The 24,521-nt window shown below is 74.7% G+C and carries 10 protein-coding genes; 8 read left to right on the top strand and 2 right to left on the bottom strand.

Annotated elements, in window-relative coordinates; translation table 11 throughout:
- Positions 1–61: 61 nt before the first annotated feature.
- From AB0N90_RS34550 to AB0N90_RS34525, 6 genes are all read left to right on the top strand, one after another.
- Positions 62–550 carry a methylated-DNA--[protein]-cysteine S-methyltransferase gene (locus AB0N90_RS34550; RefSeq protein WP_365203143.1) on the top strand — a complete coding sequence of 163 codons (489 nt, stop codon included), beginning with the start codon at positions 62–64 and terminating at the stop codon, positions 548–550.
- 175 nt (positions 551–725) lie between these two features.
- Positions 726–1,925, top strand: coding sequence for a cellulose-binding domain-containing protein (locus tag AB0N90_RS34545; protein WP_365203133.1), 1,200 nt, complete (start codon positions 726–728; stop codon positions 1,923–1,925).
- A 122-nt stretch (positions 1,926–2,047) separates the two neighbouring features.
- Positions 2,048–3,214, top strand: coding sequence for a winged helix DNA-binding domain-containing protein (locus AB0N90_RS34540; RefSeq protein WP_365203131.1), 1,167 nt, complete (start codon positions 2,048–2,050; stop codon positions 3,212–3,214).
- Between the two features lie 93 nt (positions 3,215–3,307).
- Positions 3,308–9,028 (top strand): amino acid adenylation domain-containing protein, encoded by a 5,721-nt coding sequence (locus tag AB0N90_RS34535; protein ID WP_365203129.1) that lies wholly within the window; start codon positions 3,308–3,310, stop codon positions 9,026–9,028.
- 77 nt (positions 9,029–9,105) lie between these two features.
- On the top strand, positions 9,106–10,572 hold the full coding sequence (locus AB0N90_RS34530) for an MFS transporter (protein WP_365203127.1): 1,467 nt from the start codon (positions 9,106–9,108) through the stop codon (positions 10,570–10,572).
- A 147-nt stretch (positions 10,573–10,719) separates the two neighbouring features.
- Entirely contained in the window at positions 10,720–15,630 is a 4,911-nt protein-coding gene (locus AB0N90_RS34525; RefSeq protein WP_365203125.1) for an amino acid adenylation domain-containing protein, read from the top strand.
- 16 nt (positions 15,631–15,646) lie between these two features.
- Here the strand turns inward: AB0N90_RS34525 and AB0N90_RS34520 are convergent, their stop codons facing one another.
- Entirely contained in the window at positions 15,647–16,618 is a 972-nt protein-coding gene (locus AB0N90_RS34520) for a transcriptional regulator (protein WP_365203124.1), read from the bottom strand.
- A gap of 96 nt (positions 16,619–16,714) precedes the next feature.
- Here AB0N90_RS34520 and AB0N90_RS34515 point away from each other — a divergent pair, with 96 nt between their 5' ends.
- Positions 16,715–17,455, top strand: coding sequence for an alpha/beta hydrolase (locus AB0N90_RS34515; RefSeq protein ID WP_365203122.1), 741 nt, complete (start codon positions 16,715–16,717; stop codon positions 17,453–17,455).
- Positions 17,456–17,706: 251 nt separating this feature from the next.
- On the opposite strand, the gene AB0N90_RS34510 is transcribed toward AB0N90_RS34515, so the two are convergent.
- Positions 17,707–19,209 (bottom strand): aldehyde dehydrogenase family protein, encoded by a 1,503-nt coding sequence (locus AB0N90_RS34510; RefSeq protein ID WP_365203121.1) that lies wholly within the window; start codon positions 19,207–19,209, stop codon positions 17,707–17,709.
- 106 nt (positions 19,210–19,315) lie between these two features.
- On the opposite strand from AB0N90_RS34510, the gene AB0N90_RS34505 reads away from it, so the two are divergent.
- On the top strand, positions 19,316–24,520 hold the full coding sequence (locus AB0N90_RS34505) for a serine hydroxymethyltransferase (protein WP_365203119.1): 5,205 nt from the start codon (positions 19,316–19,318) through the stop codon (positions 24,518–24,520).
- The last annotated feature ends 1 nt before the right edge of the window (position 24,521 follow it).

Raw genomic sequence — 24,521 nt, 5'->3', positions numbered from 1 at the left:
GTATCTGTGGGCGACCGACAGCCACCCGATCAACTTCCTTCCTGTGTAAGTGGGTTCCACGATGATCTGCCACACCGAGACCGACGGTCCCTACGGTCTGCTCACCCTGGTCGCCGCCGACGGCGCCCTGTGCGGTCTGTACATGACCGCTCAGCGGCACCGCCCGCCCGAGGAGGACTTCGGTCCCCGCGACGACTCGCTCGCCTGTTTCGATGCCGCCCGGGAGCAACTGGAGGCGTACTACGCGGGTGAGTTGCGCGAGTTCTCCCTCGAACTCAATCTGCGCGGGACCCCGTTCCAGCGCAGTGTCTGGGACCAGCTGGTCCGCATCCCCTACGGCGAGACCCGTACCTACGGCCAGCTCGCCGACGCCCTGGGCAAGCCGGGCGCTTCCCGGGCGGTGGGTCTTGCCAACGGCCGTAATCCGATCGGCATCATCGTGCCCTGCCACCGCGTCGTCGGCAGCGACGGCAGCCTCACCGGTTACGGCGGCGGCCTCGACCGCAAGCGCCGCCTGCTCGACTTCGAACGCGGCACAGCCCTGTTCTGAGCCGGCCCGCCGCGGAGTCCCCGGCCGGAGCGGCAAGCCGCCGGGGCAACGCGGCGCGGGTCGAAGCCTCGTACGTCCGACGCATTGACAGCCTCCGGCCGGAGTCGCTCTCATGTGTGGGAGCGCTCCCATAGTTGGGAACGGCACCCTCCCACCCACTGGCTCGGAGGCAGACATGCGCACGCTTGTCCCACGATTACGGCACCACCCCTGGATATCGGCGGTGCTGGCGGGGTTCTCGGCCGTCGGGCTGCTGCTGGCCGCCCTCGTCGCGGCGCCGGTCAGCAGCGCCGCGGCGGACTCGGGCTGCCGGGTCGACTACGTCGTCGATCAGTGGTCCGGCGGATACACCGCCGCGATCAAGGTCACCAACCTCGGTCCCGCCGTCACGAGTTGGCGGCTGACCTGGACGTACGGCGGGGACCAGAAGGTGACTTCGGCCTGGAACGCCAGTGCCGCGCAGAGCGGGAAGGCGGTCACCGTCACGGACGCCGGGTGGAACGGCGCTCTGGCGACGGGGGGTTCCGCGGACTTCGGGGTCCAGGGGACGTACCAGGCGGCGAACCCCACGCCGAGCGACTTCGCGGTGAACGGGGTGTCCTGCGGCGGGGCCACGGCGCCGACCGATCCGGGGACGCCGACCACGACCCCGCCGACCACCCCGCCCCCCACCACCCCGCCGCCGAGCAGTGACTGCGGGGGCGCCGTGATCTGCACCGGGTTCGAGGACCAGAGCGGGACCACGCCCTCCGGCGCCTGGCAGTTCACGGCGCCCGACTGCCAGGGCACCGGCACGGTCACGGTCGACACCTCCGTCGCGCACAGCGGCGGCAAGTCGATCCGGGTGGACGGCAAGGCCGGGTACTGCAACCACGCCTTCGTCGCCACCACGGCGGACCTGTCATCGGTGGGGCCCCTGTACCTCCGCATGTGGGTACGGCACACCACCGCCCTCCCCGCCGGACACGTCGCCTTCGTCTCCATGCCCGACAGCTCCCAGGGCGGCAAGGCGCTGCGCATCGGCGGCCAGAACGGCGCCCTCCAGTGGAACCGCGAGCTCGACGACGCCACCCTGCCCGCGCAGAGCCCGGCCGGTGTGGCGCAGAGCGCGCCGCTGCCCACCGGCAGCTGGCAGTGCCTGCGCTTCATGGTCGACACGTCGAACGGCCACCTCGACACCTGGCTCGGCGACCAGCAGATTCCCGGTCTGCACGAGGACGGCGTCCCCACCGCGGACATCGACCAGCAGTGGCTGTCCCGCACCACCGCACCGCGCCCCACCGGCCTGCGCCTCGGCTGGGAGAGCTACGGCGGCGGTGACGACACCCTGTGGTTCGACGACGTGGCGGTCGGCTCCGCGCCGATCGGCTGCTGAGGGGGCGGCGGCCCGGGGCGGTACGGCACGGTGTACGGCCGGTAGGGGTCGTACACCGTGCGGGCCGGACGGTGAACGGCTACGGTCGGGGACCGTCGGCAGCCAGGAGGCAGGGGGAGGACGTGCGGGAGCTCGGTCCGGCTGAGGTGAGGGCGCTGCGCGCGTGGGCGCAGGGCGTGGGCGGAGAGCGGCGTGCGGGGTCGGTGGCCGAGGTGCTGGAGCGGTGCCTCGCGGTGCAGGCACAGGATGTGCGGGCGGCGGCGCTGGGGATCAGGGCGCGTGCCCATGGGCTGACCGAGGCGGATGTGTACCGGGCGCTCGGCGGCGGGCCCGGTGTGGTGCGGGGCTGGTTCATGCGGGGCACGCTGTATCTGGTCCCGGCCCGGGACGCGGGCTGGCTGCGGGAGCTGTTCGCGCCGCTGCTGCTGCGCCGCAGCGAGCGCCGGTATCGCGAACTGGGGCTCGGGACGGCCGAACTCGCCCTGGGGGAACGGGTGATCGCCGAGTCGCTCGCGGACGGGCCGCTGACCCGGGACGAGCTGGCGGCGCGGATGACCGCGGCGGGGCTGCGCGCCGACGGACAGGTGCCGTTCCATCTCGTACGACGATCCGCGCTGCTCGGCACCGCCTGCTGCGGGCCGGTCCGGGAGGACGGCTCCGCCACCTATGTGCTCGCCGAGAACTGGCTGCCCGAGGCGGCCGGGCCCCGCGGTGCGGACGCCGTGCGGGAGTTGCTGCACAGATATCTGACGGCGCACGGTCCGGCGACGGTGGCCGACTTCGCCACCTGGTCGGGGCTCGGGCTGCCCGCGGTACGCGCGGCGTGGAAGGAACTGCTCGGGGCCGGTCTGACCGAACCGTGCCGCGTCGAGGGCCAGGACGGGTACGCGCTGGCGGCCGGTACACCGTCCGGTCCGGAGCCGACGGGCGATGTCCGCTTGCTGCCGGCCTACGACAACTACCTGGTCGGCTTCACCGACCGCCGGCTGTCCGTCGAGCTGGAGCACGCCCGCAGGGTCTGGCCGGGCGGCGGCCAGATCAGCCCCACCGTGGTGGTGGACGGGCTGGTGCGCGGGGTGTGGCGCCGGGACCGGACGCGCGGCGTCGACCTGGAGATGTTCGACCCGGCGGGTCAGCGGGCTGCGGACGGGGCGGACCGGCGAGCCCCGGACACGGCGGGTCAGCGGGCTCCGGACGCGGCGGATCAGCGGGATCCGGACGGAGCGGCCTTGCGTCGGCGGGTGCTTGATGCCGAGGTCCGGGATGTCGCACGGTTTCTCGCCGGGTGATCTCGCGGGGGCCGTGCCCCGCCGCTGCATAACCCCGGGCTAACCGCGCCCGCCTACGGTCCTGGCAGATGTGCCGAGACCGTAGGAGAACAGGTGGCGATCATCCCTCCCTCGGACGCACCCGCGCGATCACCTCAGCGGGCCCGGCTGCTCAGGGCGCTCGCGGAACGCCGTTCGGTACGGCCCGGAATTCCGCGCCGCGATCCGGCCGGGGCGCTCGTCCCCGCGTCGTACGCGCAGGCCGGGCTGTGGATGGTCGCCGAACTGGAGCAGGGGGCGTCGGCGTACACCGTGCCGCTGCCCGTGTCGTTGCGCGGTGCCCTCGACATCGACGCGCTGGGCGCCGCGCTGAGCCGGGTGGTCGCGCGGCACGAGGCGCTGCGCACCACGTTCACCGAGCGCGACGGCGAGCTGTACCAGGTCATCGGCGCGGCCGTACCGGTTCCCCTGCCGGTGCGGGAGCTGCGCGGCGCCGCCGCCGACGAGGTCTCCGCACGGCTCGCCGCGGCGCAGGCGGCCCGGTTCGACCTCGGTACCGGGCCCCTTCTGCGCGCCGAACTGCTCCGGCTCGGGCCGGTGGAGCACCTGCTGGTGCTCACCGCGCACCACATCGCCTGCGACGGCTGGTCCGTGCCGCTCCTGCACGCCGAACTGGCGGATGCCTACAACTCGATCCTGCGTGGCGCGCCGTCGGGGATGCCTCGACTGCCCGTCCAGTACGCGGACTTCGCGAGCTGGCAGCGGGACCGGCTCGACGCCGCCGAGCGGGAGCGGCTGAGCGGCTACTGGCGCACCCGGCTGGACGGCGCGGGGATCACGCTGCCGACCGACCGGCCCGCCGATCCGGCGCGGGCGGCCGAGGCGTCCGAGGCGTCCGAGGGCGAGCTGTGCCGGGCGACGGTTGCCCGGCCCGTCGTGCAGCGGCTGGACCTGATCGCCCGGGGCGCGGGCGCGTCCCGGTTCATGACCGTCGCCGCGCTGCTCGGCGTGGTGCTCGCCCGGCACACCGGGCAGCGGGACCTGCTGTTCGGCTCCACCGCGGCCCAGCGTGAGGAGCCCGAACTGCGCCATCTGATCGGGCTGTTCACCAACGCGTTCCCGGTGCGCGCCGACCTCTCGGGCAACCCGACGTTCCGGGAGCTGCTCGCACGGACCCGCCGTGACCTGGTCGCCGACTACGCGGGCAGCGCGCTGCCGTTCGGACTGCTCGTCGACGCCGTACGGACCGAACGCGGCGGCTCCCGGGCGCCGTTGATCCGGGTGCACGTCCAGTTCGAGGAACAGGAAGGGGAATCCACCGCGTACCAGCGGCTGCCCGCGTACGAGGGGCTGACCGCGGAGGGGCTCGTCCCGGAGCTGAGGGCCGCCAAGTTCGACCTCAACTTCATGGTGCGCGCCGACGCGGGCGCGTTCGTCCTGGACCTCGTGTACGCGCGGGACCTGTTCGACCCGGCGTCCGCCGCCCGGCTCGCCGCGCTCTACGCCCGGGTGGCCGAGGCGGTGGCGGCCGATCCCGATCTGGGGATCGAGGACCTGCCGCTGCCGGAGCCGCCGCGCCCCCCGGCCCGGGTGCGCACCACCGTGTCGGCGGCCGCCCCGGTGACGGCCCCGGTGGTGACCACGGCCCCGGCCCCGGCCCCGGTCGACGGGTCCGCGCCGGAAGCCGACCAGCAGGCGCTGGAGCGGGTCCGCCGGGTCTGGCGGGAGGTGCTGGGCGCGGCGGACATCCATCCGCACAGCGACTTCTTCGACCTGGGCGGCAACTCCTTCGCCGCGCTCAAGGTACGGCGGCTGCTCGGGGGTGACGTACCGCTCGCCGAGCTGTTCCGCCACCGGACCGCGGGGGCGCTCGCCGCCCATCTGGCCGCGGGGGCGCCGGTGCCGGACGGGCGGCTGCTGTGGCCGCTCACCGGCGACGACTCCCGGGCCGAGCTGACCGTCGTCGCGATCCCCTACGCCGGGGGCGCCGCGACCGCCTACCAGCCGCTCGCGGACGCGCTGCCGCCGCGGTTCCGGCTGTGGGCGGCGAGCCTGCCCGGCCACGAGGGCGACGACCGCGCATTCCTGGAGTTCGGCGCGGCCGTGGACCGGCTGGCCGACGAGATCCAGGAGCGGGTCACCGGCGCCCTCGTGGTCTACGGGCACTGCGCGGGTGCGTCCCTCGCCGTGGCGGTGGCCCGGGAACTGGAGGCACGAGGAGCCGAGTTGCGGGCCGTGCATGTCGGTGCCAGCCTCACCGACCCGGATGCCGAGGCCAACCTGGCGCGTGTCACCGACAGTTCGGGCGACGAGTTCTACACCTACATCAAGGCCATCGGCGGTTTCGACGGCGCCCTGGACGACGCGGACCGCGAACGGGTGCTCGCCGCGGTACGGCACGACATGGCCGGGGCGACCCGCTTCCAGGCCGCGGCGCACGGCACACCGGGGCCGCGGCTGCGTGCCCCGCTGCACTGCGTGCTCGGCACCGCCGACCCGGTCACCCCGGACCCGGAGCACGGCCACCTCGGCTGGTCGGTGTTCGCCGACGACGTACGGCTCGACCTGATCGAGGGCGGTGGCCACTACTTCGCCCGGGACCATGCCGCGGAGCTGGCCAGGGTCATCGGCGCGGCGTCCCCGCCGGGCCCGGGGCCCCGCGCCGCGGCAGCGCCCTCCGCCGTACACGTCCCCTCCGCCGTCGGCAGGTCCGTCACCGCGGAGACGACCGGCCCTGCCGCCGCGGCCCGGCTGCCGGTCGTCTGCCTTCCGCACACCGGTGCCGGCGCGTCGTTCTTCCGTCCCTGGCGACCCGGCGCGGACTTCGAGATCATCGCGCCCGATCTGGCCGGGCACGACAAGCGGTTCGGCGAGCCGCCGCACCGCACGGTGGCCGCGGCCGTCGCCGACCTGCTGCCTCGGGTGCTCTCGGCCCTGGACGGCCGCGACGAGGCCGTGCTGTTCGGCCACTGCCTGGGCGGCACCGTCGCCTTCGAGCTGGCCGGGCTGCTCGCGCGGCACGGCGTACGGATCCGGCACCTGATCATCAGCGGTACGCCCGGCCCCACCGTGCCCCGGCCCCCGCGGACCACCGGGCTGCCGGACGAGGAGTTCCTGGCCCGGCTGGAGGAGCTGGCCGGATACCGGCATCCGGCGCTGGCCGACCCGGAGATGGCCGCACTGCTGCTGCCGGTGCTCCGCGCCGACCAGGAGATGTACGAGGGGTACCACCGGGCCTCGGTCACCCCGCTCGACGTGCCGGTCACCGTGCTGCGCGGCGCGGCCGACGCACTGGTGAGCGCCGTCGACTCGGCGCGCTGGCAGGAGGCGACGACCCGGCCGCTGCGGACCCTTGAGGTCGCCGGCGGCCATATGTACCTGGCGGACGACTCCGGGCCGGTCCTGGAGCTGATCGAATGGCTGGCCGACGGTGTCGGGGAACGGCTCGCCGCGGTGCTCGCCGCCCCGGGCCCGCGCCCCGACTGGGGACTTCCGGAACTCGCCGAACCGGCCTGCCGGAGCGCGCGCGAGACGGGCGCGGTGCCACGGCATCGCCTGCTCGCGGCGGCCGCGCTCGTCCTCGGCAGGTACCAGGGCCTGCCGGTCACGGTCCTCGCGGTACGACAGGACACGGAGGCCGCGCACCCGGTGCTGGTCGCCTTCCCGACCGACCCGGCGGACGAGGTCGCCGATCTGCTCGCCGTCGCACGGGAGGCGCTCACGGGGAGCTGGCCGCGGTTCGGTCCCCTTCTCGCCGGGATGCTGGGCGAGGGCGGTCCGGCCGTCGAGGTCAGGTTCCAGGAGGCGGGGGAGGCCGGGTCGCCGCTCACCCTGACGGTGGGCGGTGGTCGTACCGAGTCCGTCGGCGGGGACCTCGCGGGCACTCTCGCCGCGGTCGCGCGCGGCGACCTGATCAGCCCGGGGGCCGCGGAGCGGTTCGTGCGTGCCGTCGTCCATGTGGCCGGTCAACTGGGCACGACGGAAGGCATGTTGGAGCGCGTCGAGCTGCTTGACGCGGCCGACGCGGCGCGCGTACGGCGGCTGGGTACCGGGCTCGCGCTGCCCGTCGAGCACCGGAGGATCGACGATCTCGTCGCCGCTCGCGCCGCCGAACGCCCGGACGGCATCGCGGTCACCGACGGGCACAGCCGACTGCGTTACGGAGCCCTGGACCGGGCCGCGAACCGGGTCGCGCGGGCGCTGCGGGAGCTCGGCGTCGAACCCGGCGACCGCGTCGGCGTCTGCATGGCCCGGGGCTGGGAGCTGGTGGTGGTGCTGCTCGGGGTGCTGCGCGCCGGAGCGGCGTACCTGCCCATGGAGCCGGACAATCCGCCGGAGCGACTGGCGCGGATCGTCGCCGCCGCCGGTCCCCGGCTCCTGGTGGGCGACGCGGGAGACCTCCAGGCCGGGGCCTGCCGGAGCGTGTCGCCCGCGCGGCTCGGCGCCCTTGCCCGGCGCCAGGCCGCGACACCGCCGGAGCGCACCGGGGACGCGGGCGACGCGGCCTACGTCATCTGCACCTCGGGCTCGACCGGCGCGCCGAAGCCGGTCGCGGTCGCCCATCGCAGCGTCACCGCGCTGATCGCCGGCACCGGGACCGCGTTCGGATTCGTCCCCCGCGATGTGTGGGCGCTCTTCCACTCGGTGGCGTTCGACATGTCCGTGTGGGAGATCTGGGGCGCGCTGACCACGGGGGGCCGGCTCGTCGTGGTGCCGGGGCGGGTGACCCGCGCCCCGGACGAACTGCACCGGCTGCTCGCCGAGGAGGGGGTGACGGTCCTCAACCAGACGCCCACCGCCTTCGGCATGCTGATCGACGCCGACCGTAACGCCCCGCGCCGACTCGCGGTCCGCCTGGTCACCCTGGGCGGGGAGCCGCTCGACACCCGGATGCTGCTGCCCTGGTTCCGGCGGTACGCGCCGCGGCGATGCCGGGTGGTCAACCTCTACGGCATCACCGAGACCACGGTGCACAGCACCTGGACGACGGTGACACCGGAGATCGCCGCGACGGCGTCCCGCTCGGTCGGGGTGCCGCTGCCGGGGGAGTCGCTGACGGTCCGGGACCCGGCCGGGCGGCTCCTTCCGCCGGGTGTGCCGGGGGAGATCCGGGTGGGCGGGGTGGGGGTGGCGCTCGGCTACGTCGGCATGGCGGAGCTGACCGCCGAACGGTTCGGGGTGGATCCGGACGGCACCCGGGTGTACCGGAGCGGGGACCGCGGCCGGATGCTGCCCGACGGGACGTTCGAGCACCTCGGCCGCCTGGACGACCAGGTCAAGCTGCACGGCTACCGCATCGAGCCCGGGGAGGTACGGGCCGCGCTGCTCACCGCGGACGGCATCACCGGAGCGGCGGTGCTGATCGGCGGCACACCGGGGGCCCCGCGCCTCGACGCCTATGTGACGCCCGCCGGGGCGGATCCGGCGACGGTACGGCAGCGGGTGCGCGCGCTGCTGCCGTCGTACATGGTCCCGGCCACGGTCACCGCGCTCGACGCGTTCCCGCTGACGGTGAACGGCAAGCTGGACCGGGGGCGGCTGCCGAAGCCCCGTGCCGTATCAACAACCCCTGGCGCAACGGCAGTTGCTGATCCGTCGGAAGCGTCCGTTCCCGAAGTGTCCGAGGATCTGCTGGCCGGGATCTGGGAGCGGCTCACCGGGTTGCGGGTCGGCGGGGAGGGCAACCTCTTCGATGCGGGCGCCGATTCCGTGACCATCAGCAGGTTCGTCGCGGAGCTGCGCGCCCGGGGCCTCGTACAGGTGGCCGCCCGGGACGTCTATGAACGGGCGACACCGCGGGACCTGGCCGCACACCTGCGCAGCCGGCCGGCGTAACCGGCGGATAACTGTTCGCTCGTACCGTACCGCGCGTCCCACGAATCATGGCCGTGCACGACGAACCAGGAGCACAGATGACCGGCGACACCGAGGCCTTACCGGCGCCGAACCCGCTTCGCTGGAAGGCCCTGATCGGACTGGCTCTCGTCCAGTTCATCATCTTCCTGGACGCGACGAACGTGAACGTCGCGCTGCCGTCGATCCAGCGTGATCTGAAGCTGAGCCAGCCGGAGTTGACCTGGGTGGTCAACGCGTACCTCATCGCGGCGGGCGGTCTGCTGCTGCTCGGCGGGCGGCTCGGCGACCTCGTGGGGCGCCGCCGGGTGTTCACCGCGGGCGCGGCGCTGCTGGCCGTGTCCTCCCTCACGGCGGCGCTGTCCACCTCGTCGGGCATGCTCATCGGGAGCCGGTTCGCGCAGGGTGTCGGCGAGGCGCTCGCGGCGCCGACCGCGCTGTCCATGGTGGCGCTGCTGTTCACCGACGAGCGGGAGCGGACCAAGGCGCTGGGCATCTGGGGCGGGCTCGCGGGTCTCGGCGCGGCCTCGGGTGTGCTGCTGTCCGGGGTCCTCACCGATCTGGCGAGCTGGCACTGGATCTTCTACATCGGGGTCCCGCCCTGTGTGATCTCGCTGGTGATGACCCTCAGACTGGTGCCGGAGACCCGGGAGACGGCGGCGGCCGGTGGCCGCCGGACGAGCTGGCTCAGCGCCGTACTGCTGACCGGCGGCATGATCGCCGTGGTGCACGGCCTGCTCAACGGGATCGACCACCCGTGGAGTTCGTCCGCGGTGCTCGCGTCCCTGATCGGGGGGCTCGTCGCCCTGGCCGTGTTCGCCGTGCTGCAACTGCGCAGCGCGAATCCGCTGATCCCGCTGGGGTTCTTCACCAGCCGCACCCGGCTGACGGGGTACGCGGGGCAGGTGTTCATGGCGGTCTCCACCTCCGTGATGTTCTTCCTCGTGGTGCTCTTCATGCAGCAGACCGCGCACTACTCGCCGTTGCAGAGCGGGCTGGCCTGGCTGCCGTACACCGTTCTGTTCGCTCCCGGGCTGGTGCTCTCCACCCGGCTGATGCCGGTGCTCGGGTCGCGGCTGCTGCTGTCGGTGGGGCTGTTCGTCATCGGGGCCGGGATCTTCCTCTTCAGCCTGCTCGGCGGGCACAGCGGCTTCGTCGGCGGTCTGCTGCCGGGGATGGCGCTCGCCGCGTTCGGCTCCGGCCTCGCGGCGCCCGCGCTCCAGCTGTCCGCGCTGGACGACGTCTCGCCGCGGAACGCGGGGCTCGGTTCGGGTGTGCTGACGTCGCTCCAGCAGATCAGCCAGTCGCTGGGCCTCTCGGTGATCATGACCATCGGACTGAGCCACGCGCACGCGCTCCGCGTCTCGGGCACCGCGGCGGCGAAGGCGGCGGACGAGGGCAGGTCGCTCTCCTTCGTGATCGCCGGTGCGGTGCTCGCGGTGGGCGCGGTCACCTGCTACCTGATCGCCGACCGCACGATCAAGCCCGCCGCGGCGGACGACGCGGCCGTGCCGCTCACCGCCTAGGGCCTTTCTTTCGGATCAGGTCGGCCGCGGGCAAGGGCCCCTCTCGGCTGACCCGACCCCGCGACCCCGACAAGATCCGAAAGGGAGGCCCTAGAGCCGCGCCCGGCCCCGGCCGGCGGCCGGGGAACCCTACGAGAGGAGTTCCCCATGCGACATGCGCTCAGGCGGCTCGCCGGGATGACGGCGGAGGAACGCGTGGCGTTTCTCCGCCGGGCGGGGGAGTCGACGGCGGCCACCGAGGAGGCCGCCGCGCCATCGGCCGAGCCTGCTGCCGGGCCGCCCGCCGCAGGCGGGGTCACATCGACCGGGCCCGCCGAGCCGGCCGCCGAGGACGGCGTCGCGCCGACCGGGCCTGCCGACCTGGTCGCCGAGGGGGCTTCCGGCGCGGTTACCGGGGAGGCCGGTCCGTCTGCCGAGATGCCGGGCTCCGCCGTGGTGTCGGCCGGGTCTGCCGGGCCGGTCGCCGAGCGGGCTCCGGGGACGGCGGGCGGTTGGCAGGGCTTCGCTGCGGGGTCGGCCGGTGTGCCTCCGGGGGGTTCGGGCTCCGCCGTGGTGTCGGCCAGGTCTGCCGGGCCGACCGGCGGAGCGGTAACCGAGGGGACCTTGCGCTCGGCAGCCGGGCCGGTCCCTGCGCCTGCCGGATCGGTCCCCGCGCCCGTCGGATCTGCCGCCGGTCCTGCCGCCGGGGCGATTTCTGTGGGTGCCGCCCCACCCGCCGCCACTTCACCCGTCGCCACCTCACCCTCCGCCCCGGCCGGCGTCCCCGTTCCCGCCTCTCCCGGGCAGGCTCATCAGCTCTATCTCGATCGGCTCTGGACGGGGGACGGTGCCCCCTACGTCGTGCCGTTCGCGCTTCGGTTGACCGGGGTGCTGTCCGTGGCCGTGCTGCGGCGGGCGCTCGCGGATGTCGTCGGGCGGCATCCGGTGCTCGCCTGCCGGTTCCGGTTCGAGGACGGGATCGCGATGGCCGTGCCCGGGGCGCCGCCTGAGTTGTCCGTCGTGGAGTCGCCGGTGGGGGAGGAGGCGGCGTTCGCGTATGCGCAGGAGCGTGCGCGGCTCCGGTTCGATCTGGCGCAAGGGCCCGTGGTGCGCAACGAGTTGATCAGCATCGCGCCACAGGACCACCTGCTGCTGTGGATCGTGCACCACATCGCCGCCGACGGCTGGTCGGTCGGCGTGCTCATCGAGGAGCTGAGCGCGGCCTACCGGGCCAGGCTGGCCGGTGCCGAGCCCGAACTGCCACCGCTCACCCTCCAATTCACGGAGTTCGCCGACTGGCAGTGGCGGCGCCTCGACGCGGCCGGCGATCGTATCGAGGCCCAGCGGGCCCGGCTCGCCGGAGCCGGGGCGGCGTTCGTGCCCACGGATCACGAGCGGCCCGCGGTGCAGACCTTCGACGGCCGCAGCGTCCCGTTCCGGCTGCCGGACCGACTCGCCGCCGATCTAAGGGCCTTGGCCAGGGAGCGCGGAGTCACCCTGTTCCCGGTGATGCTGGCGGCCCTGCACACGCTCGTCGCCCGGTACAGCGGGCTGGACGACGCGGTGACCGGAGTCGTGGTGTCCGGCCGGGCGCGGCCCGGCACCGAGGCGCTGATCGGCCCGTTCGCCAACACGCTGCCGATGCGGATCGACTCCGGCGGCGGACCTCGGTTCGGCGCGCTCGTCGACCAGGTCCAGGCCGCCCTGGTGGCCGTACTGGCCGACCAGGACCTGCCGTTCGGGTCGCTCGTCCAGCGGCTCGGCGGCGCCCGGGACACCACCCGCAACCCGCTCTACCAGGTGCTGTTCAGCATGGGCAGCCTCCCGCTCGGCGACGCGGAGGTGGCGGTCACCCCCGAACTGGCCCTGCGCCCGGTGTCGTTCTGCAACAACACCGCGCGGCTGGACCTCGAACTGACCGTGGAGCAGTCGGGCACGGGCCTCGGCGGACGGCTCGACTACAACAGCGATCTGTACGACGCCTCGACCGCCGAGCGGCTGCTGGAGCGGTACACCACCCTGCTGACCGGCATCGCGGCCGAGCCCGACCTGCCGATCGGGCGGTACCCGCTGGAGCCCGAGGACGCCCGGTCGGCCGCGCTGCGGGAGGCCGCCGCAGCGGCGCGGCCGGCGATCGCGACCACGTTCGGCGAGCTGTTCGCCCGGCAGGTCGCGCTGCGTCCAAACGCGCCCGCCGTGCGCTGCGCGGGCGCCGTGCTCAGCTACGCCGAACTCGACGCGGCCTCGGACGCCGTCGCCGCGGCGGTCCGGGAGCGGGTCCGGGGCGCGGAGCCGGTGGTGGCCGTCGGCACCGGCCGTACGATCGAGCTGCTGCCCGCCGTGCTCGGCATCTGGAAGGCCGGCGCCGTGTACCTGCCACTGGAGCTGGAGTACCCGGCGGAGCGGCTCGCCCGGCTGCTGACCGACAGCGGCGCGCGCCTGCTGCTGACCGCGGGCGCCGAACTCCCGGACTTCCAGGGCCTGGTGCTCCCGGCGCCGCCCCCGTCCCTCGACGTACGCGCGCTGCCGGACCGCGACCTCGCCCCGGATCCGGCACCCGAGGACCCGGACCGGCTGGCGTACATCATGTACACCTCCGGATCCACGGGCCACCCGAAGGGCATCGCGGTCACCCACCGCAGCCTCGGCAACTTCCTCGCCTCGATGGCCGAGCTGGACGCCCTGCGCGCGGACGATACGACCCTCGCCCTGGCCAGCCTGCCGTTCGACGGCTCGGTGATCGAGCTGTTCCTGCCGCCGGCCGTCGGCGCGGCGGTGACCGTGTGCGGGCGGGCGGACGCGCGGGACGCGGACCGGCTGGCGGCCCTGCTGCGGGGCGTGACCGTGCAGCACGGCACGCCGTCCACCTGGCGGATGCTGCTCGACGCAGGCGCCGATCTGTCCGGGTTGCGCTCCGTGCTCTCCGGCGGCGAGGCGCTGCCCCTCGAACTCGCCCGCGAGCTGCGCGCCGCCGTAGGCGACGTCTGGAACCTGTACGGCCCCGCGGAGACCACCGTCTACTCGCTGGTCCGGCGCTGGGACGGCACCGCCCCGCTGATCGGACCGCCGATCGCCGGTACGACCGCGCACGTCCTCGACGCGGAGCTGCGCCCGGTGCCCACCGGTGTGCTGGGCGAACTGTTCCTCGGCGGTGCCGGGCTCGCCCGCGGCTACCTCGGCGAGCCGGAGCTGACCGCCGAACGCTTCGTACGGCATCCGGTGACCGGCGAGCGGCTCTACCGCACCGGCGACCTCTTCCGGCGGCACGCCGACGGATCGCTCACCTGCCACGGGCGCACCGACCACCAGCTCAAGATCCGCGGCCACCGGATCGAGCCGGACGAGGTCGCGGAGGCGCTGGAACGCGACGACCGGGTGCGTGAAGCCGTCGTCCTCGGACGGGAGTTCGGCGACGGTGAGCTGCGGCTGGTGGCGTTCGTCCGGCTCGCGGACGGTGTGCGCGGCAGCGAGGCGGAGCTCAGGGGCGCGCTGGCCGCCCGGCTGCCCGCGTATCTGGTGCCGGCCCGGATCGTCGCCGTACCGGAGTTCCCCCACAACTCCAGCGGCAAGGTGGACCGGCGCGCGCTGGCGGTGCGGGACCTCGCGGACACCGTGCTCGACGGGGACGCGGGCGCCGCCGATCCGCCGGCCACTCCGACGCAGGAATGGCTGGCGCGGCTCTGGGCCGAACTGCTGGAGCGCGAACGGGTCGGTGTGCGCGAGGACTTCTTCGGGGCGGGCGGCCACTCCCTGCTCGCGGTCAGGATGCTGCACCGGGTCGCGGCCGGCCGGGGCGCCGCGGTCGGCCTCGCCGCCTTCCTCGCCGAACCGACCGTCGAGGCGCTGGCCGCGCTGGTCGACGAGGAGAGCGCCACCGGCGAACTGGAGCGCCGGGTGGACGCGATGAGCGACGCCGAGGTGGCGGCACTGCTGGCCGAACTCGACCCGCCCGAACTCGACCCGCCCGGAGCCGACCTTTCCGGAGCCGCCCCGTCCGAAGTCGACCTGTCCGAACCGACCCAGGAGGAACACCCCGTCATGGCGCACTCTTCCGAAGACGAGGCCTATCAGCGGTTCCTGCTCGTCGCCCATGGGCACACGCTGTTCAACGCCGTCGTCGCGGGCCTGGAACTGGACGTGTTCGGGCATCTGTCCGCGCACCCGGGGGCCACCCTGGACGAACTCGCGGACCAGGCCGGCACGGCCCCGCACAAGATGCGGATCCTGCTCGCCTCGCTGTGCGCGATCGACCTGCTGACCCGGACGGACGGCCGGTACGGCAACGCGCCGCTCGCCGAGCGGCTGCTCGCCCCGCGGGGCCCGGAGAGCTGGCGCAACATCTTCCTCTCCCGCCACCGCACCGACTACGCGGGCATGGCCCATACGACCCAGGCGCTGCGCTCGGGCACCAACGACGGGCTGAAGGTGCACGCCGGGGAGGGCGATTCGGTCTACGAACGGCTCGGCGCCGACCCGGAGACCGAGGCGATCCTGCACCGGTCGATCGCCGCCTTCGCCCACCAGGAGATGCAGGGCCTGCTGCGCACCGCGGATCTCGAAGGCACCGGGCATCTGCTCGACGTCGGCGGGGGCAGCGGCGCCAAGGCGGCGGCCATCGCCGGACACCACCCGGGGATCACGGTCACGGTGTTCGACCTGCCGTCGGTGACCCGGCTCGCCGCGCGCGAGCTGCCGCCCGGCGTGGACGGCCGGGTGCGCTTCCAGCCCGGCGACATGTTCACCGACCCGTTCCCGGCCGGCATGGACACCATCCTCTTCAGCAGTGTGCTCGACGTCTTCGACGCCCAGCGGGTGGAGACACTGCTGGCCAAGGCGTACGACGCGCTCGGGCCCGGCGGGCGGGTGCTGATCTACTCCTGCAACACGGCGCCGGACGAGGCGGGCGGCGTCATCGCCACCTCGCTCTCCCTGTTCCTGAACGTGATCGCCACGGGCGAGGGGATGGCGTACCCGGTCGCCGACTACGAGCGGATGCTGCGCAAGGCCGGGTTCGACCAGGTCACGGCGGTCGGGGGACTGCCCATGGAGCACGCCATGATCACGGCCGTCAAGCACTGAACTCCCTTACGGGAAATCATGGCCTGCCCGTCCGGGCCGCGCAGGACGCGAGGCGGTCGGACAGCCGGGCGAGGGCCTCGCGCAGTTCGGCCGGATGGTGCACGGTGAGCGGGCAGCCGAGCCCCGCCAGATAGCCGGCCATGGTGTCGAACCGCTCGGCGCGCGTCTCCAGCAGCACTCCCTCGGCGGTCTGGACGAGGGTCGCCGCGGCCGGCGGGACACGGCGCGCCGCCTGCTCCAGGGTGGTGTGCAGGAGCACCCGGACCCGGTGCCGGCCCGCGACCTCGCCGAGGGCCGCGGTGAGCTGCGCGGCGGGGTCGTACCCGGGCGGTGGCGGGGTGGCCCGGGGGTCCGCGGCGGGTTGCAGGGAGCGGACGCGGTCGACCCGGAACACCCGGATCTCGGCGCGGCGGGAGTCGAGTCCGGAGACGTACCAGCGGCCCCCGTGCAGCACCAGCCCGTAGGGGTCCAGGTCGCGGGTGGAGGTCTCGCCCCGCCAGGACTGGTAGGTGATGCGGACCCGGCGCCGGTCGCGGGCCGCGGTGGCCAGGTCCAGGGCGATCCCCGGGTCGGGCGCGGCGTCCTGCGCGGCCGGCGGGGTGCGGGCGAACGTGTCGCGCAGGGCGGCGACCTGGTCCGCGAGCGGCTCGGGCAGCACCCGGTTGATCTTGGCGAGGGCGCTTTCGGCGGTGTCGCCGGGTGATCCGTGCGGGGAGCCGGCCAGCAGGCCGAGGACGACCGCGGCGGCTTCCTTGTCGGTGAGCGCGAGCGGCGGGAGCCGGAAGGTGGGCGGCAGCCAGTAGCCGCCGTACCGGCCGCGTTCGGCGGAGACCGGGATGCCGAGGTCGGTGAGATGGGCGGCGTAACGGCGCACGGTCCGCTCGCCCACGCCGAGCCGTTGCGCCAGCTCCCGGCCGCTGATGCCGGGCCGGTCCTGTAACAGCTCCAGCATCGCCAGGACGCGGGACGTGGGTCGCTCGTTCGGCACAGCGCCCTCTTCCCGACGGCTATCCGGACCGATTTCGTCCTGATTCGAGTCTACCTTCGGAGCGTCAGCGAGTGTGGTGAAGCGAGGAGAAGGTGGATGTCGACATACGTGCTGGTTCCCGGATTCTTCTTCGGCCCCTGGGTCTGGGAGGAGGTCGGCAGGCTGCTGCGCGACGCCGGGCACGAGGTGCGCACGGTGTCCCTGACGGGGCAGGGCGAGCGGGCCGGTGAGGCGACCCCCGACGTGGGCGTCTCCACCCATGTCGCCGACATCACCGACGCGATCGGGGACGCGGAGGACGTGGTGCTCGTGCTGCACAGCGGCGCGACGATCGCGGGCACCGAGGCCGCCGACCGGCTGCCGGAGCGGCTGCGGCGGATCGTCTACGTGGACACCGCGCCGTTCCCCGACGGCATGGCGCAGATCGAGTTCCTGCCGCCCGACGCGCAGGCGGAGCAGCGGCGGCAGATCGAGACGGACGGGAAGGGCCGGCTGCTGCCGGCCCGGCCCTTCGACGAGGACGACCAGCGGCGGGACCCGGTCTCGCTGGCCGGCCTCTCGGCGGGCGATCTGACACAGATGCGCCGGCGCGCGAGCGCGCAGCCCGCCGCGCTGGTGCTGGGGCCCGCGCGGCGGCCCGCCGAGATCCCGGACACCCCGCGCACCCTGATCGCCGCCACCTTCACGGCCGAGCAGGTGCGGGCCATGGTGGCGGCCGGACTGCCGGCCTTCGCGATGCTGGCGACCCCCGGCTGGACCATCGCCGAACTCCCCACCGGCCACTGGCCGATGCTGTCCCGCCCCAAGGAACTGGCGGAGCTGCTGGCCGTCATGTGACGGCCGCCCGGCCTTCGACGGCTGCGTCGCGCGCGGCGGCCGTGCCGTGCCCGACGGGGCCGCTCCGCGCTCGATGCCGCTCCGCGCGCGGCGGTCGCCCCCCCCCGCTCGATGCGCGCTCCGCGCTCGGTGGCCGTCCGGCCGCGATGCCCCGCCCGCCCTCGTTCGCCGCTCGGTGCCTGCCGCCCCGGGGTCCGGTGGCCGGGGCGGGCTGATGGCCGGCGGGCGTTCCGTCCCCGGTGTGCCCCGGTTCAGCCTGCCGTCGAGCTGAGGGTGAGGCCCGTCGGGCCGTTCTCCGTGGGCGGGAGCTGGATCGCCTTGGTCTCGCTGAAGGCGGCCAGGCCCCAGGCGCCCAGCTCGCGGCCGTTGCCCGAGCTCTTGTAACCCCCGAAGGGGGCACGCAGATTGAACGGGGCGCCGTTGATGTCCACCCGGCCGGTGCGCAGCCGCCCGGCCACGGCGATGGCGTGCGCCACGTCGTCCGACCACACCGCGCCGGACAGGCCGTAGCAGGTGTCGTCGGCGATCCGCACCGCGTCGTCCTCGTCGCGGTAGGGCAGTACGACGACGACCGGGCCGAAGACCTCCTCGACGACCGCCCGCGCCCGCTCCGGGGGACCGGCGAGGACGGCCGGGGTCAGCCAGCCGCCGCCGACCGCACCCGTAGGGGTCCGGCCGCCGGTGACCAGGGTCGCGCCGTCGGCGACCGCCTCGTCCAGGACGCCCCGCACCCGCGCGGCCGCCTCCGGGTGGATCAGCGGCCCGATCTGCGTGGCCGGGTCCCAGGGGTCGCCGACCCGCAGGGCCCCGGCCGCCTCGGCCGCGAGCGCCACGGCCTCGTCGTACCGGTCGGCCGGGACCAGCAGGCGGCTCCAGGCGAAGCAGACCTGCCCGGTGTTGAAGTTCGCCTGCTGCACCGTCGCCGTCACCGCGGCGCCCAGATCGGCGTCGGGCAGCACGAGCGAGGCGCTCTTGCCGCCCAGTTCGAGGTTGACCCGGGCGGCCCGGGGCGCGGCCAGCTCGCTGACCCGGCGTCCGGAGCGGAGCGAGCCGGTCAGGGACACCACGGCGACCTCGGGGTGCCCGGCCAGCGCCTCCCCGGCCTGCGGCCCCCGCCCGCACACCAGGTTGAACACCCCCGGCGGCAGACCGGTCTCGGCGAGCAGCTCGGCCAGCAGATAGCCGCTCAGCGGCGCCAGTTCGCTGGGCTTGAGCACCACCGCGCAGCCGGCCGCCAGCGCGGCGGGGACCTTCTGCAGATTCAGTGCCACCGGGGCGTTCCACGGGGTCACGCACCCGGCGACCCCGGCGGCCTCGGACCGCACCAGGGAGTTGCCGATCCGCTGCTCCCAGACGTGCTCCCGGGCGGCCTCGGCGCAGGAGCGCAGCGCGCCCAGACCGAAGGGGACCTGCGCGTGCCGGGCCAGGGTCACCGGCATCCCGGTCTCCGCCGTCAGCACCCCGGCCACGGTGTCGGCGTGCTTCTCCAGCAGTTCGGCGAGCCGGTCGAGATACCCCAGGCGCTCTTCGAGGGGCGTGTCCGACCAGGCGGGGAACGCGCGGGCGGCGGCCGCGACGGCGGCGGCCACGTCCTCCCGCCCGCCCGCGGGGACCTCGGCGAGGGTGCGGCCGGTCGCCGGGTCCACGACCGGGAGGGCTTCTTCGGACCGCGCGGGGCGCCAGTCGCCGTCGATCCAGTGGACCGAGCGTGACCGGCGGGCCGCTGCGGGAATCGCTGCGCTCGTGCTCTCCATGGGCGCAGCGTCGGCCCCGGCGGTTATCACGCGGTGACGTAACCCCCGGGTAACTGCGATTCCTACAGTCGGCGTTGTCGTCCGCCGTCATGTCCGAGGAGTCGCGATGACGATCAGTGTCCCGGAGGACAGCACGCTCCGCACGCCGGACGGCGGTGCCGAGCCCGGCGGCGGGACGGCCGGGCTGCCGCCCCTGGTGCCGGATCCCGGCGCCGCCGGCGAACCGTTCCCGCTGACTCCCACCCAGCAGGCCCTGTGGGTCGGCCGGGCGGACGCCGTCGAGCTGGGCGGCATCGGCTGCTACGGATACTTCGAGTGGGAGCGGCCCGAACTGGACCTGGCCCGCTACCGCCGTGCCTGGGAGCGGCTGGTCGCGCACCATCCCGGGCTGCGCACCGTGGTACGCCCGGACGGCACCCAGTACGTGCTGGAGCGGACCGGCCCGGTGCCGATCACGGTCGAGGACCTGCGCGCGGACCCGGATGCCGTACGACGGCTGGAGGAGAGCCGGGACGAGCGGGGCCACCGCGTCCTCGACCCCGGTACCTGGCCGATGTTCGACCTGCGGGTGGTGCTGCTGGCCGACCGGGTCCGGGTGCAGCTCGGCATCGACCTGCAACTCATGGACGCCAGCAGCCTGTTCCTCAACCTCTTCCCCGGACTGGTCGCGCTGTACGAGGACCCGGACGCGCCGCTGCCGCCGCAGCGGCTCGCCTTCCGGGACTTCGCCCGCTGGCTCCAGGAGGATGTGCGCGGGGGAGCGCGGTGGCGGGCCGACCGGGCGTACTGGCAGCGGCGCCTGGACGAGCTGCCGCCCGCGCCCGACCTGCCCGCGGCGCGGTACGACGCCCGGGGGCCGGGCAGGTTCGAACGGTGCGCGGTCCGCTACCCGGCCGAGGAGTTCGGGCTGCTGCGTGAGCGGGCCCGCCACTACGGCCTCACCGAGACGGAACTGCTTCTCGGCGCGTTCGCCGAGGTGCTCCGCGGCTGGAGCTCCGACCCGGCGTTCACCCTCAATGTGCCCGTCTTCCAGCGGTTCGGCGTCCCCGGCATCGAGGACGTGATCGGCGACTACACCAACGCGATCCTGCTGGCGGCGCGGCCCGAGGGGCGGACCGTGGCCGAGCGGATCGCCGCCCTGGCCGACCGGCTGCGCGCCGACACCCGGCACGCGAGCGTGAACGGCGTGGAGGTGCTGCGCGAGCTGGCCCGGCGCCGGGGGCTCGCCGCCGCGGCCATGCCGGTCGTGGTGACCAGCCTGCTCGGGCTGCCGGCCGCCCGGTCGATCACCGAGTTCGGCACGGAGGTGCACTCGATCACGCAGACCCCGCAGGTGTCGCTGGACTTCCAGATCCGGCCGGAGGACGGGGAGCTGCGACTGGTCTGGGACCACCGGTCCGGCACCTTCGCACCCGGCGTCATCGAGAGCGCGTTCGAGGCGTTCCGGGAGCTGATCGGGCGGATGCTCGCGGACGAACCCGGGCACGGCGTCTGGGCGGCCCCCTTCCTCGACCCGCGCGGCCGACGGGACCGCGCGGTCTGGAACGCGACCAACGACACCGCCGAACCGGTGCCCGCCGTGCTGCTCCAGGAGCGGTTCTTCGCCCAGGCGAGGCGGACGCCCGACGCGGTGGCCGTCGTGGCGCCCGGCCGCCGGCTGACCTACGGGGAACTGGCCCGGCACGCCCGCCGCATCGGGAACGCGCTGCGCGAGCGGGGCGTACGGCCCGGGGACCTGGTCGGCGTGGTGATGGAGAAGGGCTGGGAGCAGTACGCCGCGGTGTACGGCGTCCTGGCCGCGGGCGGCGCCTATCTGCCGCTCGACGCGGCGTCCCCGCGGGGGCGGACCGCCCGGCTGCTGGCGTCGGCCGGGGTCCGTGTCGTCCTCACCCAGTCCCGGCTCGGGGACGCGCTGGAGGTACCGGCCGGGGCGACCGTGCTGCGCGCCGACACCGACTTCGAGGCCGCGTCCGACGCCGAACTCGCCGCCGTACAGGGCCCGGACGATCCGGCCTACGTCATTTACACCTCCGGATCCACCGGGGAGCCCAAGGGTGTCGTGGTGGCGCATCGCGGGGTGGCGAACCTCGTGCGGGACGTGCGGCGGCGGTTCGGCATCACCCCGGCGGACCGGCTCCTCGCGCTGTCCGGGCTGCACTTCGACGCGTCGGTCTACGACGTCTTCGGGCCGCTGGCCTGCGGGGCCGCCGTCGTCGTCCCGCCGCCGTTTGCGCGCGCCGAACCGGACGTCTGGGCGGAGCTGGTGCGGGACGAGCGGGTGACGCTCTGGAACTCGGTACCGGTGCTGCTGGAACTCCTGGTCGGCGAGGCGGAGTCACGCGGGGACCGGCCGCTGGGCACGCTCCGGCTCGCGGTGGTGTCGGGCGACTGGATCCCGCTGGACCTGCCGGGGCGGGCCCGCGCCCAGGCGCCGGGGCTGCGGGTGGTCGGATCGGGCGGCCCCACCGAGACCATCTGCTGGTCGCTCTTCCACCCGATCGACGCCGTGGACCCGCAGTGGACGAGCATCCCCTACGGCAAACCGATCACCAATCAGCGGTACTACATCGTCGACCGGGATCTGCGGCCGCGCCCGACGTGGGCGCGCGGCGAGATGGCCGTGGCGAGCTCGCTGGGCCTGGCCCTCGGCTATCTGAACGACCCCGAGCGCACCGCGGCCAAGTTCGTCACGCTGCCCACGACCGGTGAACGCGCCTATCTGACCGGTGACTTCGGGCGGCTGCTGCCGGACGGCGGGATCGAGATCCTGGGCCGGGAGGACTTCCAGGTCAAGGTCGCCGGGCAGCGGATCGAACTCGGCGAGATCGAGGCGGTGCTGAACCGTGCCGAGGGGGTGCGGAGCGCCGTCGTGACGGCGCCGCGCAGCGGTGCGGGCGTGGTCCGGCTGCAGGCCTTCGTGACGGCGGCGGCGGGGGCGCGGCCGAGCCCGGACGCGCTGCGGGAGCAGCTGTCCGCGCAGCTGCCGGCCGCCATGGTGCCCGCGGCGATCAGGGTGCTGCCCGAACTGCCGCTCACGGCCAACGGGAAGGTGGACCGCCTGGAGCTCGCGCGTCTCGCCGCGACCCCGGAACGGCCGGCCGAGCCCGTGCCGCGGCCGGTGTCCGCGCCGCGCACGGACACCGGGCTGCTGGCGGAGCTGGTCGCGGCCTGTGTGGGCGAGATCCTCGGCCTGGACGAGGTCCCGACGACGGGCAACTTCTTCCGTCTGGGCGGCGACTCCCTGAGCGGCACCCGGCTGGCCGCCCGCCTCCAGGACCTCCTCGGCACCCCGGTTCCGGTCCGCACCGTCTTCGCCAACCCGGCCCTCGACGACCTCGCGGCCGCCATCGCCACCGACCCGGCAACGGGCCCCCAGGCAGTCCGGGTGGCCCGCCTGCTGGCCACCCTGGAGGAAGCGGAGCAGGCGGAGAAGGCGGAACTCGCGGAGGCGGAGAGCGAGTCGGGGCAGGGCCCGGACCCGACCACGACCACGAGCCCGCGTGAGGTGCCGGGCGCGGCGCGGGGCGGGCCGACGCGCGAAGTACCTACGGCGACCCCGGCCGCCGAACCGGCACCGGGCATCCCCACGGCCGGTGAGTTCGCACCGGCCAGGGCCACCGAGCCTGTACCGGCCGCGGCCGGCGAGTTCGCCCCGGGCATGCCCACCGAGCCTGCGCCGGGCATGCCCACGGCCGGCGAGTCCGCACCGGCCACGGCCACGGCCACCGAGCCTGTACCGACGACGGCCGGCGAGCCTGCGCCGGTCGCGGCCACCGAGCCGGTACGGGTCACGGCCACCGTGCCTGCACCGGGCACGGTTGCCGGGTCGTTCCCGTCCGCCCTCGCCGAGCCGGGCACATGGTCGTACGACGATGCCGAGCGGGCCCCGGTCGGTGGGTCGCCGTCGGGTGCGGCCGTCGTACCGGCCCGGCATCCAGCCGCCGAGCCGGGCCCGCGACCGGTCGCCGACGCCGAGCGGGCCCCCGCCGCCCATGCCGAGCCGTCCTCCACCCCCCTCGCCCAGGACGACCCCGCGCTCGCCGGGCTTCTCGTGCGGGAGGGGATCCGGCAGCAGGAGACCCTCGTGCTCGTCGCGTCCTCAAGCGTCGCGTCGTCGTCCGTGCTGGCCTGCGCCGGTTCGGTGCTGGGGAATCTGACGATGGAGGGGTACCCGGGGCGCCGCTACCACGCGGGTGGCGAGATCGCGGACGAGGTGGAGCGGCTCGCGCTCGACCGGGCGTGTGCGCTCTTCCGGGCCGAGGCCGCGAACGTGCAGCCGCACTCGGGCTCCTCCGCGAACCTCGCGGTCCTCGCGGGGCTGCTGGAGCCCGGCGACACCATTCTCGGTCTGGACCTGGACTGCGGCGGCCATCTGTCGCACGGTTCGGCCGCCTCGATCACCGGACGCTACTTCCGCTCCGTCCACTACCGCACGGGCGCCGATGACCTGCTGGACTACGAGCAGATCGCCGAACTCGCCGCCGAGCACCGGCCGAAGGTCGTCATCGCCGGCGCCAGCGCCTACCCCCGGCACATCGACTTCGCCCGGTTCCGGGAGATCGCCGACGAGGTGGGCGCGTACCTGATCGCGGACATCTCGCACATCGCCGGACTGGTCGCCGCCGGGCTGCACCCGAGCCCGGTCGACCACGCGCATCTCACCACCACCAGCACCTACAAGCAGCTCTACGGCCCGCGCGGCGGCATGATCCTGCTCGGCAGGGACGCGGACGCGCCGGGACCGGACGGCCGGGTGCCGCTGCGGAAGCTGGCCGACCGCGCGGTGTTCCCGCTCGTGCAGGGCACCCCGGACCTCGGCAACGTGGCCGCCAAGGCGAGGGCGCTGCACGCGGCCGCCCAGCCCGGCTTCCGGACGCTGATGGAGCGGGTGCTGGACACCGCGACCGCCATGGCGGAGCGGCTCGGCCGACGGGGCCTGCGCGTGATCACCGGCGGCACCGACACCCACATGGTCCTCGCCGACCTCGGCCCCCACCACGTCAGCGGCGCGGACGCCGAGGAGGCCCTGGAGGCCTGCGGGATCCTGCTCAACCGCAACCGGGTCCCCGGCGACGACACCCCGCCCCGGGTCACCAGCGGGATCAGGATCGGCACCAACACCCTGGCCGCGCGGGGCGCCTCGCCCGAGACGGCCGCCCGGTGCGCCGACCTCGTCGCGGACGTCGTCGAGGAACTGCGCGACGCCAAGACCGTACACCCCGGCACGACCGCCAGGATCCGGGCCGAGGTCCGCCGCGTCTGCGCCGCGCACCCCCTGCCCGGACACCCCGACCGAGCACCGGGAGCGTGAC

The organism is Streptomyces sp. NPDC093018 (assembly GCF_040684035.1).
Classification (GTDB): domain Bacteria; phylum Actinomycetota; class Actinomycetes; order Streptomycetales; family Streptomycetaceae; genus Streptomyces; species Streptomyces murinus.
This window is presented reverse-complemented; position numbering and strand designations above follow the sequence as displayed.